Consider the following 19,852-nt stretch of genomic DNA (forward strand, 5'->3'; position numbering starts at 1 on the left):
TTTTGCTGTTTAACCACGACTGCTATATAACATACTTATGAAGCACAAATATACGATTTTTCTTTTGAAAAAATAAAAACTTTTGTACGATTAATTACACCATATTGTAACATTTTACTTTCTTTCACGTCTAAACTGAAATTTATTCATTATGTTTGTCTGAAAAGAATGTAAAATCGTTGAAAAAGTTATATTCGATACTTACCTTGATTTTAATCTCTATAAGTATTTTCGCAAAGAGCACTGATACTTATAGTGATAAGATCCTGTCTTTTGGCAAGGGGAATCGAGAAACGAGAGAACGGGCGGACTCGATCATGCACCTTGTTATCGAAAAGGCAACCCAATACCAAAATACGGTATCGAAATATGAGGCTGAGATCTATATCAAAGGACGTACAGAAATTTTAAAACAAAATATGTTAATACGTCTCGCCCACCATATCTTCCCTATCGACCGAAAAAATAAGGATATGCTTTTTGAGATGGTCAGCCAATCTAAATTTAACGCTCCGCAGAACTATCTTCATGATCTAAAGGCGGTCAACGGAAACAGCATACCCAACGGGAAAAAGCAGCAGGAGGCCTTGGCCTTCTTGAATTTGAACGTATACTCCCCCACCGCTTACGATGATGCCATCTTCATGCCGATAGCCAGCAACGCTTTTAAGTTTTATACGTTCAACTTGGAAGGGCTGGAGACTATCAACGGCTTGACGATTTACAAAATCCGTTTCCTGCCGAAGCAATGGAGCCAGAAATTGGTATGCGGGGATTTATATGTCATCGACCAGTCATGGACGATCGACAAGATCGATATGAACGGTCGTTACTCTTTCGCCGAATTCAACCTAGTCATGAGCTACGGACGGGATTTCAGGCGGTTCATCCTACCCGAGAAGGCGGATCTATTCCTCCGATACAGGGTATTGGGAAACGCGGTGGCAACCACCTACCATTCTTCCTTTAAGTATCAGGAAGTGGAATGGGTGGAGGAGGACAACGAAAGCCATAAGTGGAAATCCTTGGACCTGACCAATTATTACAAACTCTCGTCCGATACGGTTCCTATTATCAGGGATTCCACGTATTGGAATATCCATCGTGACAATCCCTTGAGTCCGGATGAAGCCCACTTATACAGTAAAGCCCAAGAGCAGAATATAAGTAAAATCGATACGGCCGATGATCTCCAGAAGTACGTTAAGCTAACGGAGCAGTTGACGAATACGGTCAATATGGATTATAAAACGACCCGTATTAAATATTCCGGCTTTCTAAATCCGTTCCAATTGGGTTATTCCGCCCGTAACGGCATCACTTACAAACAGCGATTCCGTATCAGCAAGACATTCGCCCGCGACAAACAAATTCGTTTCCGTCCGGAGATTGGTTACGTATTCAAGCGCAAGCAGATATTTTTCAAGGTCGGAGGCGATTGGGAATACTCGCCGCAGAAACGGGGAATTTTATCGGTAGAAGTAGGAAACAGTAATGAGAGTTATTCTTCCGAGATCACCCAAAAGATCAATGAGGAATTGAAGGATTCCACCTTCAATTTCGATGATTTAAACCTTGAGTATTTCAAGCATTACTATGCGGAAATAAAAAACTCCATTGAGTTATTCAATGGGTTTCAATTAACAACAGGCATCTCTTACCATCGCCGTATCCCCTCTAAAAAGAAAGTGGCGATTGATCCCGGGGATGATGTAGAGGAAATACTTAGCCAAAATTATAATGACTTTACGCCCACGCTCGGTTTCTCCTATACCCCCCGCCAATATTATCGCATGGACGGATACCGGAAGGAGTATGTCTATTCTTACTATCCCACGATATCAATCGAAATAGCGAGAGGTATCCCCGGAGTCGGGAAAAGCTCAGGAGATTACGGACGTATAGAGGCGGACGTGCATCAAAGCCTTATGCTTGGCCTGTGCAGACGATTGAACTATCATATCAGCGCCGGTCTTTATACACAACAGAAGTCTACCTATTTCGCAGACTTTAGGTATTTCACCCGCAGGAATTTCCCCGATACGTGGGATGATCAGATTGGCGGAGTCTTCAATCTACTGAAAGGCGAGTGGTTCAATGCCTCCGATAAGTATATACAAGCACATTTCATGTATGAAAGCCCTTTTATCTTATTTAAGGTTCTCCGCATCAACTCCACGAAAAAGTTCATGCAAACGGCCTCACGCTATATCCTCTCCGAACGCTTTTATTGGAGCCAGCTATGGACACCGGTCTTGCCTAGCTATACGGAAGTCGGATACGGGATAGGGAACCATATCTTTAATATCGGGATATTCGCCGGATTCGATCGCTGGCATTACCAAAGCATGGGATTCAAGTTTGCCTTCGAGTTATTTCAATGAATGGATAGCGGGCGGGCTACCAATACCCCTTTACAGCTCTTTATCCCCTCGGCGTAATCTCGTAAGGAGGATGCTTGGATGATTACCTTTTTAGCGGAAGAAGAGGCATGGATAAATGTCAGTTGTCCATCCTTCCAATAGGCGATCCCGACATGCGTCACGTCCAGCCCCTTGATAGAAGTAACAAAACAGAGGATATCGCCATTCTTGATTCCGGACGAACATTTCTCGATCTCCTGTTTAGGCACATAATAATGAGGACGTAGGTTTATCTCCATTTCCTTATCGGCCATCCTTCGAACTCTTTCCGGATGGTTCTTCAGTTGCTTATAGCTATCCGGATGCGTAGAGATAAAAGATAAATCCAAAGGTAGGGAGGCACCACCGATCTCCCGCCCCATATCTTTCACGATTCCTTTTCGCTCGTTCTCATAGAACCAGTCGGTCATATAATGCAAACGATCCGTGTAATCATGGATCGTGCCGTCTCTGTACCGGAGCTGCTGTAAATTCTCACAGAAGTTCTCAAAGGTAGGATTTTCTTCCCGTAGAGTGCAAGATAAAGCCAATACGGTCTCCGCGAATGTGGTACAATCCAGTTCCCGCAGATTGACCACCAAGCCCTCCGGCTCCTTTTCCAAGGTAGAGGCGACATAAGGAGTCCCCCGGAAGAAAAGGGCGGTATGGATCATTAGCTCGTCTAAGGGTAACGACTTCTTAGGCTCCATCTGAGTACAATACCGATCAAAAATAGCACGATCCTCATCCGTACAATACAACTTACGGGATGTAAGCTCTTGGGCGTTCACTAAAAACACCATACATACACACATCCAAAAACCGAGCAGTAGCATTCCCCTTCTCATAAGCTAATCCTTTTTCGTTTTCAGTAAATCCTCCAATTTCACCAGCTCGTCACGGAATTGGGCAGCCTCGATGAAATCCAGTTTCTTCGCCGCCTCTGTCATCTGTTTGCGAGTCCGCTCGATCGCCTTCTCAAGCTGCGTACGGTTCATGTATTGCACGACCGGGTCCGCTACCAAGCTTGGTTCCGGCTCTATATAAGCGTAAGGCTCCGCCGTTTGTTGTTTCTCGGCAAGCATGGATACACTGTTTTTCATGACTTGCTTCGGAGTAATGCCATGCGCCTCGTTATAAGCCATCTGTTTCTCCCGCCGGCGATTGGTCTCGTCCATGGTCTGTCGCATACTCGCCGTGATCTTATCGGCATAGAAGATAACCTTTCCGTTCACGTTTCGGGCGGCACGTCCGGCTGTCTGTGTCAAGGATCGGTGGGAACGCAAAAAGCCTTCCTTATCCGCATCCAAGATAGCGACCAACGAGACTTCCGGTAAATCCAGCCCCTCACGTAGCAGGTTGACACCGATCAGCACATCAAACAGGCCATTCCGCAGGTCGTCCATAATCTGTACACGCTCCAAGGTATCTACATCGCTATGTATATAGTTACATCGTACCCCCATGCGGGTCATATAAGTAGTCAGTTCCTCCGCCATACGCTTGGTCAAGGTAGTCACCAAGACCCGCTCGTTTTTCGCCGAGCGTTGCGTGATCTCCTCCATCAAGTCATCGATTTGGTTTAATGAAGGGCGGACATCGATAATCGGGTCCAGCAGGCCTGTCGGACGTATCACCTGCTCCACCACCACTCCCTCGCTCTTTATCAGCTCGTAATCGGCGGGAGTAGCGCTCACATAAATGCCTAGAGGCGTCAACGACTCGAACTCATCGAAGGTAAGCGGACGGTTATCCATCGCCGAGGGCAAACGGAAACCATACTCCACCAAGTTTTTCTTCCGGGCATAATCCCCGCCATACATCGCACGAATCTGCGGGATCGTCACATGGCTCTCGTCTACGACAAGCATGAAGTCTTTCGGGAAATAGTCCAACAAGCAGAAAGGACGATCTCCCGCCGCACGTCCGTCGAAATAGCGGGAATAGTTCTCGATACCCGAGCAATGCCCTAGCTCCCGGATCATTTCCAGATCAAAAGTGACACGCTCATACAGGCGTTTCGCCTCAAAGGGCTTACCGATCTCCTTCAAGAGATTCACCTGCGTACCCAAATCCACATCGATCTGGCCAATCGCCATATTAATACGATCTTGGGTGGTCACGAATAAATTAGTAGGATAAATATTCAACTCATCCTGCTCATCATACTCCTCGCCTGTCAACGGATTGAAAGAGGAGATACGGTCTATCTCATCATCCCAGAACTCGATACGATACGCCATACCGTCGAAAGTCTCGATCGCCGGGAAGATATCCACCGTATCGCCATTCACACGGAAACAGCCGCTTTTGAACTCCAGCTTATTATTCACGTACAGGGCGTCTACAAACCGGCGCAACAACTTATCCCGGTCGATACGCATACCCCGTTCCAGATGCGTCACTTTCTCGGCGAAAGCCGTAGGATCCGCCATACCATACAAGCAGGATACGGATGAGACCACGATCACGTCCTTACGACCCGACAATAAGGAAGCCGTAGCCCTCAAACGCAGCTTATCGATCTCCTCATTGATCGCCAAGTCTTTCTCTATATAGGTATCGGTAGAAGGTAGATAGGCCTCCGGTTGGTAATAATCATAATAAGAGACAAAGTACTCTACCGCATTATTGGGGAAAAACGCTTTAAACTCACTGTACAACTGAGCGGCAAGCGTCTTATTATGACTGAGTATCAAGGTCGGTCTCTGAACTTCCTTTATCACGTTAGCGATCGTAAACGTCTTACCGGAACCGGTAACACCTAAAAGTGTCTGGAAAGGAACGCCGTTCTTGATCCCTTCCGACAATGCCGCAATCGCCTCGGGTTGGTCACCCGTGGGACTGAACGAAGACGATATTTCAAAATTCATTCTTTATCCGATCTGTTGTTTAGGCATTATCAACCATAATATGACGTAAAGCAGTATACCGAATCCGGCGAAAAGAACCATCAATACCCATACGATCCGTACGATCGTCGGATCGATATCCAAGTATTCCGCAAGACCGGCACAAACGCCACCTATCATCTTATCATCCGAACGAGTCAATCTTTTCTTCTCTTCCATTATCCTCTATTTTAACAATTAGACAGTATACACGCAAAGATAATTTTTTCCTTCTAATAAAATAACAACTCCAGTCGATAATTCTTACAATTACGACAATGCCCATTGCAGGCTCTTTATAATGGGCATTATAAAGCACTTACAATGGGCATTCAACACCGCTTACAATTGCGGTTAAGCAGCCTATCGTTCCAGCAACTCTTGCAAATATTTACGAGTTTGGATCACATAATCATGGCGAGTACCATTCAGCTCACATTCAATTGTTATAGCGCCCTTGAATCCTTGTTTTTTCAACTCAGCGATCACAGCGGGGAAATCTACATCGCCCGTAGGGATCGGTACCTCACGGCCCAGCTCATACGGATTGCCAGGATCCGGATACTTGCCATCCTTCGCATGGAACTCCTTAATCAAGTTACCAAACAACTTGACCGCATCCAAGGAGTTCGACTTGCCATACATTAGTAAATTCGCCAAATCACAATTGATAAACAAATTACCCGTACCGATATCCCGGATCGCACGAATTAAAGTGATAGGAGTCTCCTGCCCTGTCTCGAAATAAATCATGACATTACGCTCCTTCGCATAAGTAGCCAAGCCACGCATCACCTCGATGAAATCCTTATACTGCACCGAAGACGGATCCTCTGGAATAAATCCAAAATGCGAGTGCATAGCCGGAATACCTGCCTGCACACAAAAATCGATCATTTTACGGTATACGTCCAACTTCTCGGAACGCTCATCGGTAGGTACCAGGCCGATCGTGGCCGGTCCTTGACGAAAATTCCACGTACTTTTACTTCCCGGCACACCAACCAACGTAGTTACCCGGATCCGATGCTTCTTGGAAGCGGCCTTCACCTGCTCCGCCAATTCCTTCGTAAATCTTTTTTCACTATAATTTAACTCACAAGAACCAAAGCCCTGCTCATGCAGGTCTTTGAAGCTCTTGTCTATATCGCATACATCATATTGGATGACACCGATCGTGATCTGTTCCTGCGCCTTCATGACTGGACCAATCAAGGCCATAGCCACCGCGCACGTCCATATATAATTCCTAATGCTCATATTCCTTATTATTCAATCTAAGAATCAATTAATTATTGTTCCATAGTCGGATTGAACGTACCTCCCCAATTATTATTCTGCTCCAAATTCGGGTTCTCGTCCAAGTAAGTTTTCTTGATCGGGAAGAAATAGAAGCTTTCCTCGATCACGAACTGGCGCTCAGCTGCCTCCGTATAAGGAACTTGATGGATTACGTAGCGGAAATCACCGGTAGTCAACTCATTCTTGGCGATCCGGTCGCGAGCGATGTTCAAGTCCATATCCGAGCCATCCGGGTTGACTGCGATCGCCTCGATACCATGTTTTGTCCAACCGGCCAACATCATCATATTACGCGTACGGCGCAAGTCCCAGAAACGATGTCCCTCATAGCACAACTCGATATGACGCTCATCCAAAATCGCCTGACGGATCTCCTCACGGCTACCCACCTTCAAGCCATACAAACCATCAGCTCCAGCCTCTATACCCGCACGCTTGCGGATCTGTTTCAACAAATCGATAGCTACATCTGAATGCCCGTTCTCATTAGCGGCCTCCGCATAGATGAACATCACTTCGGCAAAGCGCATCAAGATATAATCAATATCGAACGTCATCACCTTGTCTTGTGTCAAGGAAAGATCGGACACTTTGTAATTATACATTCCAGAAAAAATATCATTGTTGGCCGCATTGACACCCGCATTCGGATTGACACCATATTGATCGTCCGCATTGCTCACACCCAAGGCATTATACATACGGTTGTCGGCAGGTCTACCAGCAACCGGCCATTCGCGTCCGTTATACAAACAAGCCCTGTTGAAACGCGGATCGCGATTCTTCCAGAAAGCCTTCAGCAAAGCCTGCTCGTCGCCCACGTAATACTTACCCGTAGGATCGTCGTAACGCTTACCATCCAACATCGGGAAATCCTTTACGAATTCCCAAGTAGGATTATGATAAGGTTTATCACGGCTCACGGAAGCCGGACGCGTCCCATACTCCCAAGTAGCGACACGGTTCGGATTTGAATAAATAACCGGGAAGATTACCTCCGGACCTTTTTCTTGTAACCAAATATCCGCCGGATTCTCAGTCAATGCGATGCCATTCTGCACACAAAAATCATACGCCTCCTTAGCCGCCACGTAAGCCTCTTTCCAGTATGCGTTATCATACATACGTTTCGGATTGAACTGAGGAGAAGCTTTCAGTAACAAGGTCTTTGCTTTCCAAGACTTTGCGAAACACTGGTCTATACGCCCATAATCACTGGAACTACCAGCAATCTTGGCAGGCAACAAGGAAATCGCATGATCCAAATCCTCTATCATAAACTGGAAACATTCCGGCGTAGAGTTACGTTTCACGTACAAATCATCCTTATCTTTATCTTGCGGCACTTTCAAATAAGGTACGCCACCATGATGCAACACCATCCAATAATACATATAGGCACGCATGAAATAGGCTTGTCCCAACATGAAATCCACAGCATCCTTATCCTCTATCACGCTAGACTCCAGTTTAAAGATCGCCTCATTGATATGGCGGATCTTGGTATAGTCCCATTTTTTATAACTATCCCCGGTCTCCGTGATCGTACCCAAATACCAAGGAATACCCGTCACTTGATCCGAATTTTGGTCGGCAGAAACACTCCATCCCTCAAAACACTCCTCATACAGATTGTTCACGTAAGCCTGAGCCAGATTAAGGTCTCCCCAAACCATAGACTCATCGTAGGTCTCTAGGTTGTCGATATCCAACGTGTCACAGCCTGTTGTCATTCCACCTAACAAAAAGGCTGTACTAATTATCGCGTATTTAAATTGAATCATTTTCATATCTTCCTATATTATATTTAGAATGAGAAATTAAGACCAAAAGAGAACGTTCTCATCAAAGGATAAGAATCATAATATTCCTGTTCCGGATCCAAGAACTCGGTCACAGCTGAAATACAGAATAAGTTAGTAGCGTTCGCAAATACCTGAGCATGCGTGATTCCTAACGGACGAAGAATAGCCATAGGCAAATCGTAACCAATATTCAGATTCTTCAAACGCAAATAAGCGCCATTACGCATCCAGTAACTCGTATTACCCGCTCCAGACTCATACCAACTCGTACCCGTGATACGTGGATAAACTCCATCCGGATTAAGTTCCGGATCGTACACTTTATCACTCGTCCAAATCGGGAAATAAGGACGAATCGTACCACCATGTTGATAGAAACCTTTATCTACGCCACCTACGAAGCGATCATATTTTCCGACTCCTTGAAAATGCACATCCAGCGTGATTCCCTTCCACTTGATACTACCGCCAAAACCATAATTGATACGCGGCGTACCATTCTCACTCAACAAATTATACTCATCATTGCTATCAATCCGTCCGTCTGGTCCCTCCGAGTAGCCATCACCTCTCGTATCCTTATACAAGATACCACCCAGATAGGGATCTCGTCCGAATTGCTTGAAACCTTTCGCCTTCAAGGCTTCCACCTCAGCCGGATCCGTCAGCAAGTGATCGGCGATCAGACCCGTCAAGATTCCCTCAGCCTTGCCCAATTTCGACAATGCATGCAGGTTACCCCCTTCTCGATAAGTGGCATCCTCATCCAATACATCCCAACGATCACGTGCGAATCCCAGATTCAAATAGGCGGAGTAAGTAATCTCGCCATTCGCAGCCTTATCCATCCAAGTCAAGGCCAACTCACCGCCTCGCCAAGAACGTTCGGCATAGTTTTCCGGAGCCAAAGCCTGTCCGTACGTGCTTGGGAGTGTCACCGTACGCGGTCCGAGGATATCTACCTCTTTCCGATAAAAGGCATCGAACGTTCCAGACAAACGATTATTGAAGAAACCAAAATCCAAACCACCATTATAAGTAGTAGAGGTTGCCCATGTCAAGGCATAGTTCGGAGTCGCTCCAGCCACAATCGTATTTGCCAAGTTATTACCGAAGATATATTTTTCACCCAGTTTGTACTTTTGCAAATAAGAGAACGCATCCACCTTGTCTACCGGGTTCTTGCTCAAATCCATATCGTTACCCGTCGTACCATAAGAGGCACGGATCTTCAAATTACTCAACCAATCGGACGTCGACTCCATAAACGACTCTTGGCTGATACGCCATGCGGCGGACACTGAGGGGAAAAAGCCCCAACGCTTACCTTCCGGGAAGAGGGTGTTACCATCGTAACGGAAAGAGAACTCGGCGATATACTTCTGATCGAATGTATAGTTGAAACGGCCGATCCAAGAAAGGCGCCCTCCGGTCTTCTCCTTCGCCTCGCCCCAGCGCCGCAAAGCATCGGACGAATAGTTGAACATCTGGTCTAAATTCGTAAGCGGAGACTCACCTTTGGCCGATACCTCCTCGCCACCATTAGATGCCTGCTCGAATACCACCATGGCTGCCACATCATGCTTACCGAACGTATTGGCATAATTCACGAACCAGTTGAATTGCTCGGTCCACAATTGTTTAGTCTTATACTCCAGATTCTCGTAATTCTGCGAGAAGTTGAAGGTATTATATTCATTCAGATTCAATGGAGCCGGCAAGAAACGATTGCCTTGCGGATCCGCTTGCTGGAATTTATAGTTTTTCTGGAAGGTCATAAAGCGCTTCCGGTTGTAATCGTGGCCCAGATAAGAGGCCATCACTTTCGTGCTCAAACCTTTCGTTATGAAATCAAGGTTGATATTAAACGAAACGATACCGTTCAAGTTACGCCGACGTGTCTTCAAATAACGGTTTCCAACCACTTGATCCACGGGATTCCATCCCTGCCAAGAACCATAGTCTTGATAGATCGGATAGTCCGTGATGGTGTTAGCGGGCGTTCCGTCTAAGTAAGAGTAAAACGGCGTTGTCTTCATTGCGTTGAAGGTACAACGGTATAAATCGTACACCGCTTGGTCGTCATCGTCTGAGAAAGGCCAGTAGAAACGCTTATCGTTCGATTGATTCGCATCCAAGTTCACATTCATGGTTATATACTTGGTCAAATCGACAGAAAGGTTCGAACGTAAAGAAAATTTCTTATTCGCCAATGACACATACGATCCCTCCTCGGCCAAGAACGATCCCATCACATAATACTTTACCTTGTCCGTACCACCGTTCACGCTCAAGGAGTGTTTCGTATTCCAGGGATTCTGCCAAATATAATCGTTCACGTTATAGTTGATCTTATTGTCACGGAAATAGGCATACTCCTCCTCGCCATTTGGAAGCGGCGTACCTTGGAAACGAGCTACCGCATTCTGATAGTCCAAATCATCAATCGCATCCCAACGGTCGGCAAACAATTCCTGAGTCGGTTTACTAAACGCATAAGAACCTTGGTAATTAAATATCGGTTTCTGATTTTTCGTTCCTCCCTTGGTCGTTACCAACACGACACCATTTCCTGCAGCGGAACCATAGATTGAGGCGGTAGCCGCATCTTTCAAAAAGCTCATTTGGTCTATTTCATAAGGTTCCAGCAAGTCAAAAGCCTCTTTATCGCGAATCACCCCATCAATAACGAACAAAGGATCACCGAATCCTCCACGCATACGGATCTCGGATTTAGCTCCCATCAAACCAGAGTTACCCGTGATCGTAGCTCCCGGCGCACGTCCGGCCAAAGAGTTTGAAAGGTTTGTACTCGGGATCACTGATAGATCATCTGCTTTCACGTTCGATATAGACCCGGTCATGTTCACTTTTTTCTGCACGCCATAACCTACGACAACGACCTCATCCAACTTCTGTGTATCCTCTTTCAAACGGATTTCCAACGTACTTTTCCCTGCCACAGGAATCTCGCGGTCTAGATATCCGATATAAGAAACCACCAAGATTGCGTTTTCAGGGACATTGATTAACGTAAACCTACCATCCATATCGGTAATCGTTCCGTTTGTCGTCCCTTTTACAAGAATGTTCGCACCAATCACAGGTATACCGGCTTCATCAATAACGGTACCCGTAAATCTTATATCACCCTGATTTACAGAATAATTATGGGGGGGGGGGGGTATTTTGCACACCATACAACGGAGAGAACGCTCCTAACACTAAAAGCACCGTTGCTAAGTAATATTTATTATTCATAAAACTAGATTTAAGTCTCTTTTGCACTTGAATTATACTATAGATTGTTTCGAAAACATCTCATCTAAATGAGATTACCCACACGCTATTCTATCCATCTCTCACCATACCTAAAATTTTAGATTTAATTTATTAAACATCAAGGTTAACTCGCCTCAAAATCTTGTTTGTATTGAGAAGCATTTTTTTCGGCTGCAAATATAAATAAAAACCACAAAAAAACAAACAACACGATCAGGATCAACAATCCGATCCCAATCCGCGGATAGTAATTACACCCACGAACAAATCTGGCAATTAAACAACGAGAAAAAACCGGCTTCACACTTTCAGAAAGAATATAGCAAGGTTCACCAAAGAAAAGGCGAACAAACACAAAAGTGAATACACACACATATTCCTCTATCATCTCAAGCTAAATTACACACAAATTAGTTGTATTTAAATTCAGACTTTGAAGTGAAATTAAGCCTACTCATCCTCTCATTTTTTCAATTCATATAATAATAGGATTATCGTCCGGAGACAGGTCTTGTAATTCCTTGGACTCTAAAAGTACAGGAAAATACTCACACAACATTCCCGCATTGATCTCTTTCAGTAAATACTTCTCATTCCCCCAATGCGGAAAGAAGCGATACCCCTGAATGATCGACATCGGAACAGGAGCAAAGCAATAATACGATGACTAATATACAATATTTCATATCCTATTTTCCATTTTACAAGTTGAACCAATAATTCATCTTAATCATGAACGTATTCGTAGCGGGGAGTCCCCACATACGATCCAGATTACTTCCCCAGCCGGGCGAGTACCAGTTATCCCGGTTGGACATCCGGTGTTCCCATACGAAATAAAGCGTGGAGCCGGGCAAGTATTCCCAGCGGGCTACCAAGTTGGAACGGAACTCGTTGAACCGGAAATCCGGGTTGTTGAAAGCCATCCGCCCCTCTCCCTCACCGAGCGTGTAGACACCATCCGCATACGTCAAATGATCCGGATCGATACGCAGGAAACGGTTCTCAAAGGTATGCGACTTCGTATCCGCCGCTAATTTAAAATCATCGTATTTAGCGATAGAGGTGAACGGGGCGCCATAGAATTGAATGGAAATATCGGGGGTCACGTTCACTTGTAATTTCAGCGTGAGACCATAGGTCTTCTGATCCATGTGGCCCATAACATAAGCAGGGGCAGAGCCACGTGCGCCAAGCGGATGCGTCGTAGCCACATATTGCATCTCATCCGTATTCCATGCGTAATCCAGTTGCCCGGACAAATAGACATGGTTTCCCAAGCGGAAGGTCAGGCTCGGCGAGATCGTATTGAAGCGATTTCCCTCGAAATTATGATCGCCCTCGTATTTGAGCATGAACATCATTCGTTTCGCCTTATCGGTATTGAACTTAGCGGAAGTTAAGAAATAAGAACCGAAGCGAACATCCGGTCCCCCTCGCAGCAAGCGGCTATCCAGCCAATTCCAAGCGAAGGTTTCCTTGACATCCCATTCATACCGGTTCATCGTCATACTTTGCCAACGCAAGGAAGCGTTGTTGCTAAAAGGAGTACCGCCGTAATTCCACATATTCTTTTGGGACAGGGTAAAGGCGTTGTACCGGAATATCTTCCAGATATCGGTCTGCCGATACATGATCTCCGTCTCATTCATCAGATAATCTGTCTCCTTCATATATCCCATATCATTCAAGTCGAAACCGGGTGACGACCAAGTAAAGGTCTCCGAGAAGTTCCATTTGGCGTTTCCTTTCCGTCCCACTTTCACATAACCACCCGTTCCGGTCAGGGAGCGACGGGTAGGATCCACCCCCAGATAATCGGCGGAGGAAGCCCTTTGATAATAATGCGCCACGCTATTCTGCAAGGCCGTGATCGCTCCGGCGCTACCATGCAAGGAACTCAACATTCCCTTTACATCTATATAATAAAGGCGATTCTTGAAATACTGGGTAAAATCAATACCCGCCGTGAAAGCGTTACGCACCATAAAATCTTCCAGATAAGGCTGATCCAAGGCACGGTTTACCGAAGTCACCATACCGCCCAGCAAGGTATTCCCCTTCCAGTTCTTTTGCACACGGGCCACGGTATAGTTTGTCAAAGGCTCCACGACTTCCACATCCTCCACCCCATTACGGGTAACCTTGGAGGAGGAACGTGCCGTCACACTCTCGATCACTCCGATCGTCAAGCCCCGTTTATTCGTACCCGTCAGTTTCAAAGCACCAATAATCGGCACATTCTCTTTCGTCTCGGCATAACTGCCTACGTTGTCTATACCCCGTGGCGTATAAGAGGGAGAGGCGCCGATCCTACGGGTATAAAACATCATATCGCTACCGTTCGCGAAATCCAAGATATGTTTTCCTTCCAAGAAGAAGGGGCGTTTCTCATCGTAAAACGTCTCGTAAGCCGTAAGGTTCATTACGGAGGGGTCCAACTCCACTTGTCCGTAATCCGGATTGATCGTCATATCCAACGTATAATCCGAGAGGGCGAACTTAGCGTCCAAGCCCACGTTTCCTCCCCAGCTATGTCCTTTTTGATAAGGGCTGCCATCTATCCGGGGTTCCTGCCTGTATTTACCCATTACATACGGCAAGAACTCGATGCCGCGAGGCTTGGGAACAGAGTCCATGCCGCTCATGTTACCGAACGAAAAGACATGTCCGTTATTCTTCAAGGGAATCATGCTCCAATTTTGCACCTCGTTATTCCTACGTATGATACGGCGTACGTGCAAGCCCCAAACGCCATCCTCCGATTGCTGGTTATAGCGCAACTGGCTGAACGGGATACGCAGCTCGGCGGTCCAACTGGAATCCGCCCGATCAATATGCGTCCGGCCCTCCCAAACGGCGTTCCAGCTCTTATTGACATCCAACTTGTCGGTAACGATTAAATCGGTCTTATTCCCTCCCAGATTGATATTGAATTCCGGCGCCGCCCGATAATCATGGTAGGTGTCGAAAGCGACGCTGATCAAATCGCCCAGACTATTATCATCCCGGTTCCCGATAAAACGATTCATCTTATCCGGCACGGCGTCCTTACAATACACGCCTATATAGATATATTTATCATCATAGAAAAGTTTCACCCGGGTCGGAGATTGGGTGATCGCCCGCTCATAGGGGATAATCTGTACGAAACGATCCGACCATTCGCCTTGCTTCGTCCAAAAGTCCTCATCCAGCTTACCGTCAATCGTAGGTTTCACTCCCGATACTTTCCGGATATTATAGGTACGCTTATAAGCTTTCTCAAAAGGGACGATCGAATCTTGCTGGGCTTCGCACAACAACGAGATTCCTAAAAACACGAGTAGAGTCAGATATTTCATAATGGTCTAGACTATAAGATAACAATAAGCCTCAAAGATACACACTTCTTTTCAGAAAAGAACACATCTTCCTTAGATTTATCGCAACGAAGCCGAAGGCATACGATATCAAGTACTCACTGCACCCCGTTTTGCAGTATTACCGCGACGCACGTGCAGCGCTACTGCAACCCACGTGCAGTAACACTGCAATGCGGATTGCAGTACAATAACAATAGCGTCACGATAAAACTCAACAACCGCCTCCCAACGCCCGATACAGCAATATCTTCTTCCGGCATAAATCGGTGACGATATCGATATGCTCCAGCTCGCTATCCAGATAACGCTCCTCGGCGGAAAGAACCTCCAAGAAACCGGTATAGCTTAATTGGAACATCTCGCCGGCATTCACCACGGAACGTTGGTGGGCAAGGGATTCTTTCTCTTTCAAGCGGATACGCTCCGTTTGGGTCTGGCTGGCGCAATAGAGATCGAGCACCTCGGTGTAAGCGTTCAAAGCGGTCTCGTGGTATTGGGATAAAGCGATACGCTGGGAAGCCTTCGCCTCGTTCCACATCGAACGGATCTCATTGCGACGGAAGATAGGAGCCGTGATACCCGCCGCCAAGTCGTACACCAAAGAGGCCGGCGAATGAAACCACTTACCCACGTCAAACGCGTTGAAACCGCCACTGGCGCCAAGCACCAACGAGGGATAGAAAGCTGCCTTCGCCGCTATCACATCCGCCTTGGAGGCGATCAGCTCCATCTCGGCGGAGCGTACATCCGGACGCAACGTCAAAAGGTTCGCCGGAATCCCTTCCGACAAGGGAATCGGCAACTTACGCAACTCATCGAATCCCATCCGGCGAATCTCGAAGGGGAAAACACCCAACAGGCAAGCGATCGCCCGCTCCTTCTCACCGATCAACTGATCGTTTTCCAGCAACTTACTCTCGATCGACAGCACACGGGCATAAAACTGATCGACCGCCAACTGCGTCTCCGCCCCTTCCTTCTTCAACTGGCGGGTCAGCTCATGGGAACAACGGGCACTGGCCAGCGCGTTCCGCAACACCTCCTTACGCCGGTCCAAGCCGATCAACTCATAATATTGAATCGCCAAATCGGAGATCAACATCGACTGGGCAAAACGGGTAGCCTCCACGGAAGCCATCCAGCGAGCGGCGGCGGCCTGCTTCTTCCGGGTCAGTTTGCCCCAGATATCCGCTTCCCATTGAAAGCTCAAGCTCAAGCCGAAATCCCGGTAAGGGTCCGGTATATGCTTATCCTTTGGCAAAGAAGGCACGTTCGTCTCGCTATTCCCCACACCATCCATCGTATATTCACCGAAACGGTTCACGGAGGCTCCGATGTTCAAATTCACGTCCGGCAGCAAAAGCCCTTTCGCCCGTTGCAAGGCCGCGCGGCTCATGGCGATGCGCTCCATGCTCTGCCGGAAGGAATGGTTATTGCGTAAAGCCACATCCACATAGCCTCGCAATAAGGTATCTTGGAAAAAGACATCCCACGACAGCGGTTTCACGAACGTAGTGTCGTTCATTCCCATCTCGCCGGATTCCGGAAGCGAGATCCGCTCGTCCATCGATAGCTCGGGAGTCTTACAACCGGCCAAAGCAATCAGAGCCAAGGCGCAGCCTATCATTATATATCTCATCTTATTAATACACATACTCGTCTTCTTTAATTTGCTCTTTCTCTTTTCTCTTTTTAAAATAAGTAGCCAGCGACTCGAAGATCACGTAAAGCCCCGGGATCAAGAAGATACCGACAAACGTACCGATCAACATACCTCCGGCCGCCGCCGTACCGATCGAACGGTTCCCCAAGGCACCGGCTCCCGAGGCGATCGTCAACGGAATCAAGCCACTGATAAAAGCGAAGGAGGTCATCAAGATCGGGCGCAAACGACTGGTAGCCCCTTGAATAGCGGCCCCCATCACGCTGATACCTTCCTTACGGCACTGGTTCGCCACCTCGATAATCAAGATCGCGTTCTTTCCCAGCAAACCAATCAACATCACCAACGCCACCTGCGCATAGATGTTATTCTCCAGACCTACCACGTACAGCAAGAAGAACGAGCCGAACACACCCGCCGGAAGCGACAGGATGACCGGAAGCGGAAGCAATAAGCTCTCGTATTGGGCGGCAAGCAACAGATAGACGAATGCCAAACAAATAGCGAAAATTACCAACGTTTGCCCACCGGACTCTTTCTCCTCCTTCGCCACACCGGACCATTCGGTATCATAACCACGGGGCAATACCTCGGAAGCGATCTCCTCAACAGCCGCCAAAGCCTCACCCGAGCTGACACCCGGGGCGGCCTCGCCGGTAATCATGGCCGAGGTAAACAGGTTGTAACGGGTAATCTGGCTCGGGCCATACACACGCTCCATCGTCATGAAGTTGGAGTAAGGCACCATATTCCCCTCCTTATTCTTAGCATACAGGCTGAACAAATCCTCCGGATTCATACGATACTCCGGCGCCGCTTGCAACATGACTTTGTACATCTGGCCGAAACGGACGAAGTTGGAGGAATAGAAACTACCTACATAGGATTGCAAGGTTTCCATGGACTCGTTCACGTTGATGCCCAACTTAGCCGCCTTCGCCAAATCCACCCGGAGCAGATATTGCGGGAAATTCGGGTTGAAGCCGGAAGTGACACCGGTCAGGCGAGGATCAGCGTTCAGCTTCGCCACGAAGTTCTTGGCGACCTCATCCAGCTCGGCGAACGTACCGGCGGTCTTATCTTGCAGACGAAGCTCGAAGCCGCTCGCGTTACCGAATCCCGGAACCGTAGGCGGCAGGAAGAACTGGATGTCCGCATCCTTGATATGGGCGACACGATCGGCATACACGCTCATCAACTCCGCCGCCGTCTGCTCCCGTTGATCCCAAGGGGTTAGGTTAATCATACCCATACCGAAGCTGGCACCCTCCGTCTCGGTCATCAAGCTATAGCCGGCCAAGGTAGAGATCGTCTCCACCTCTTCCAACGGCAACAAAGCCGCTTGCACCTTGTTCAAGGCAGCTTCCGAACGCTCCAAGGTAGCTCCGGGAGGTGCGTCTACGTTCACATAGATCATACCTTGGTCCTCGTTCGGGATAAAGCCGGAAGGCAACACGAACGTCATGCCCCACGTGGCCAGACAGAAAAGGATCAAGGTTGCGTACGTCAGCATCCGACGGTTCAAGAACCATCTTAAATTCAAGCGGTAACGACGCTCCAAGAAATCATAACGGCTATTGAACCCATCAAAGAAACGAGCCAGCAGATTTTTCTTTTGCTTCTTCGAGTGGGATACCGGTTTCAGCAACAAGGCGCAAAGAGCCGGAGACAACGTCAAGGCGTTCACGCCGGAGATCACGATCGCCACGGCAAGCGTCAACGAGAACTGGCGATAGAAGATACCCACCGTTCCATCCATGAAACCGACCGGGATAAACACGGCGGACATCACCAGCGTAATAGCGATAATCGCCCCTCCGATCTCACCGATCGCTTTTTTCGTCGCCTTCAACGGGGGCAGCTTCTCGTTGTGCATCTTCACGTGGACCGCCTCTACCACCACGATCGCATTATCCACCACGATACCGATAGCGAGCACCAAGGCAAACAAAGTCAGCATATTGATTGAGAAACCCAGCATCTGCATAAAGAAGAACGTACCGATCAACGATACCGGAACGGCGATAGCGGGTATCAACGTAGACCGGAAATCCTGCAAGAAAAGATACACCACGATAAATACCAAGATAAACGCCTCCAGCAAGGTCTTGAGCACGACCGATATGGAAGCGTCCAAGAAACGGGATACGTCGTACGAGATATTATATTCCATACCCGGGGCAAACGTCGTTTCCTTCAATTCCTCCATCTTCGCTTTGATCTGCTGGATCACCTCACGGGCGTTCGAGCCCGGACGCTGCTTGATCATGATAGAGGCCGAGGGCTTTCCGTCCGTCATGGAGATCATATTATAATCCTCGGAATCAAACTCGATCGTAGCCACGTCTTTCAGGCGAAGCACGGAACCGTCCGGCAGGGCTTTCAAGACGATCTCGCCATATTCCTCCGGCGTGCTGAACTTACCGCTATATTGCAAGACGTATTGCAATTGCTGCGGGATCTTGTCGGAGCTGATACCCGTCTTACCCGGCGCCGCCTCGATATTCTGCGAGCGGATCGCCTCCGTAACCTCTTGCGGCGACATATTATAAGCCGCCAATCGGTTTGGGTTCAGCCATACACGCATCGCATAGTCGCGGCTACCCATGATCTCCACGAATCCCACGCCGTCGATGCGCTTCAACTCACGCAAGATATTGATATCGGCAAAGTTATATACGAATTTCTCCGTATGGGTACTATCCGAGCTCATGATGTTCAAGTACATCAACATACTGTTCACCTCCTTCTCCGTGATCACGCCGGCACGGATCACCTCTTCCGGAAGCTCATCCAGCACGGTGGTCACACGGTTCTGCACATTCACGGAAGCTACGTCCGGGTCGGTACCGACCTTGAAATAGATCGTAGTCAAGGACATACCGTCGTTCGTACAAACAGAGGTCATATAGGTCATTCCGGGCACGCCGTTGATGGCACGCTCCAGCGGGGTCGCCACCGTTTTCGCCATCACGTCGGCGTTCGCTCCGGTATAACGGGCGGTAACGGTAACGGATGGAGGCACGATATCCGGGAATTGGGTGATCGGCAAGGAGTTGATCGCCAGCAATCCCAAGAAGACAATTACCACCGAGATCACGCCCGATAAGATAGGGCGTCTGATAAATATTTCAAACATAGG

The 19,852-nt window shown here is 47.7% G+C and carries 11 protein-coding genes; 1 reads left to right on the forward strand and 10 read right to left on the reverse strand.

The window, feature by feature from the left end:
- Window positions 1–179 precede the first annotated feature (179 nt).
- Window positions 180–2,384 (forward strand): DUF5686 family protein, encoded by a 2,205-nt coding sequence (locus tag NBH16_RS06610; RefSeq protein ID WP_057329071.1) that lies wholly within the window; start codon window positions 180–182, stop codon window positions 2,382–2,384.
- Here the strand turns inward: NBH16_RS06610 and NBH16_RS06615 are convergent.
- From NBH16_RS06615 to NBH16_RS06660, 10 genes are all read right to left on the reverse strand, one after another.
- Complete coding sequence (locus NBH16_RS06615) at window positions 2,378–3,250, reverse strand: N-acetylmuramoyl-L-alanine amidase-like domain-containing protein (RefSeq protein ID WP_122378828.1); 873 nt, start codon at window positions 3,248–3,250, stop codon at window positions 2,378–2,380. The two genes, NBH16_RS06610 and NBH16_RS06615, sit on opposite strands and share 7 nt — an antisense overlap.
- Window positions 3,251–3,253: 3 nt before the next feature.
- Window positions 3,254–5,275 (reverse strand): excinuclease ABC subunit UvrB, encoded by a 2,022-nt coding sequence (gene uvrB / locus NBH16_RS06620; protein ID WP_250788244.1) that lies wholly within the window; start codon window positions 5,273–5,275, stop codon window positions 3,254–3,256.
- 3 nt (window positions 5,276–5,278) lie between these two features.
- Window positions 5,279–5,473 carry a PspC domain-containing protein gene (locus tag NBH16_RS06625; protein ID WP_005865954.1) on the reverse strand — a complete coding sequence of 65 codons (195 nt, stop codon included), beginning with the start codon at window positions 5,471–5,473 and terminating at the stop codon, window positions 5,279–5,281.
- A gap of 183 nt (window positions 5,474–5,656) precedes the next feature.
- Window positions 5,657–6,553, reverse strand: coding sequence for a sugar phosphate isomerase/epimerase family protein (locus tag NBH16_RS06630; protein WP_005865953.1), 897 nt, complete (start codon window positions 6,551–6,553; stop codon window positions 5,657–5,659).
- Between the two features lie 32 nt (window positions 6,554–6,585).
- Entirely contained in the window at window positions 6,586–8,385 is a 1,800-nt protein-coding gene (locus NBH16_RS06635) for a RagB/SusD family nutrient uptake outer membrane protein (protein WP_005865951.1), read from the reverse strand.
- A 17-nt stretch (window positions 8,386–8,402) separates the two neighbouring features.
- Window positions 8,403–11,600 (reverse strand): SusC/RagA family TonB-linked outer membrane protein, encoded by a 3,198-nt coding sequence (locus NBH16_RS06640; RefSeq protein WP_250788245.1) that lies wholly within the window; start codon window positions 11,598–11,600, stop codon window positions 8,403–8,405.
- A gap of 557 nt (window positions 11,601–12,157) precedes the next feature.
- Window positions 12,158–12,319 (reverse strand): hypothetical protein, encoded by a 162-nt coding sequence (locus NBH16_RS06645; RefSeq protein WP_008778049.1) that lies wholly within the window; start codon window positions 12,317–12,319, stop codon window positions 12,158–12,160.
- A 64-nt stretch (window positions 12,320–12,383) separates the two neighbouring features.
- The gene (locus tag NBH16_RS06650) at window positions 12,384–15,026 is read right to left on the reverse strand and encodes a DUF5916 domain-containing protein (protein WP_195320071.1); all 2,643 of its coding nucleotides are present in this window, start codon (window positions 15,024–15,026) and stop codon (window positions 12,384–12,386) included.
- Between the two features lie 232 nt (window positions 15,027–15,258).
- A complete protein-coding gene (locus tag NBH16_RS06655) occupies window positions 15,259–16,701 on the reverse strand; it encodes an efflux transporter outer membrane subunit (protein WP_250788246.1) in 1,443 nt (480 codons plus the stop codon).
- Window positions 16,691–19,849 carry an efflux RND transporter permease subunit gene (locus NBH16_RS06660; RefSeq protein ID WP_121772730.1) on the reverse strand — a complete coding sequence of 1,053 codons (3,159 nt, stop codon included), beginning with the start codon at window positions 19,847–19,849 and terminating at the stop codon, window positions 16,691–16,693. The genes NBH16_RS06655 and NBH16_RS06660 overlap by 11 nt, the downstream gene beginning before the upstream one ends.
- Window positions 19,850–19,852: the final 3 nt, after the last annotated feature.

This window comes from Parabacteroides sp. Y3-G-102, assembly GCF_023656845.1.
Taxonomy (GTDB): Bacteria; Bacteroidota; Bacteroidia; order Bacteroidales; family Tannerellaceae; genus Parabacteroides; species Parabacteroides distasonis.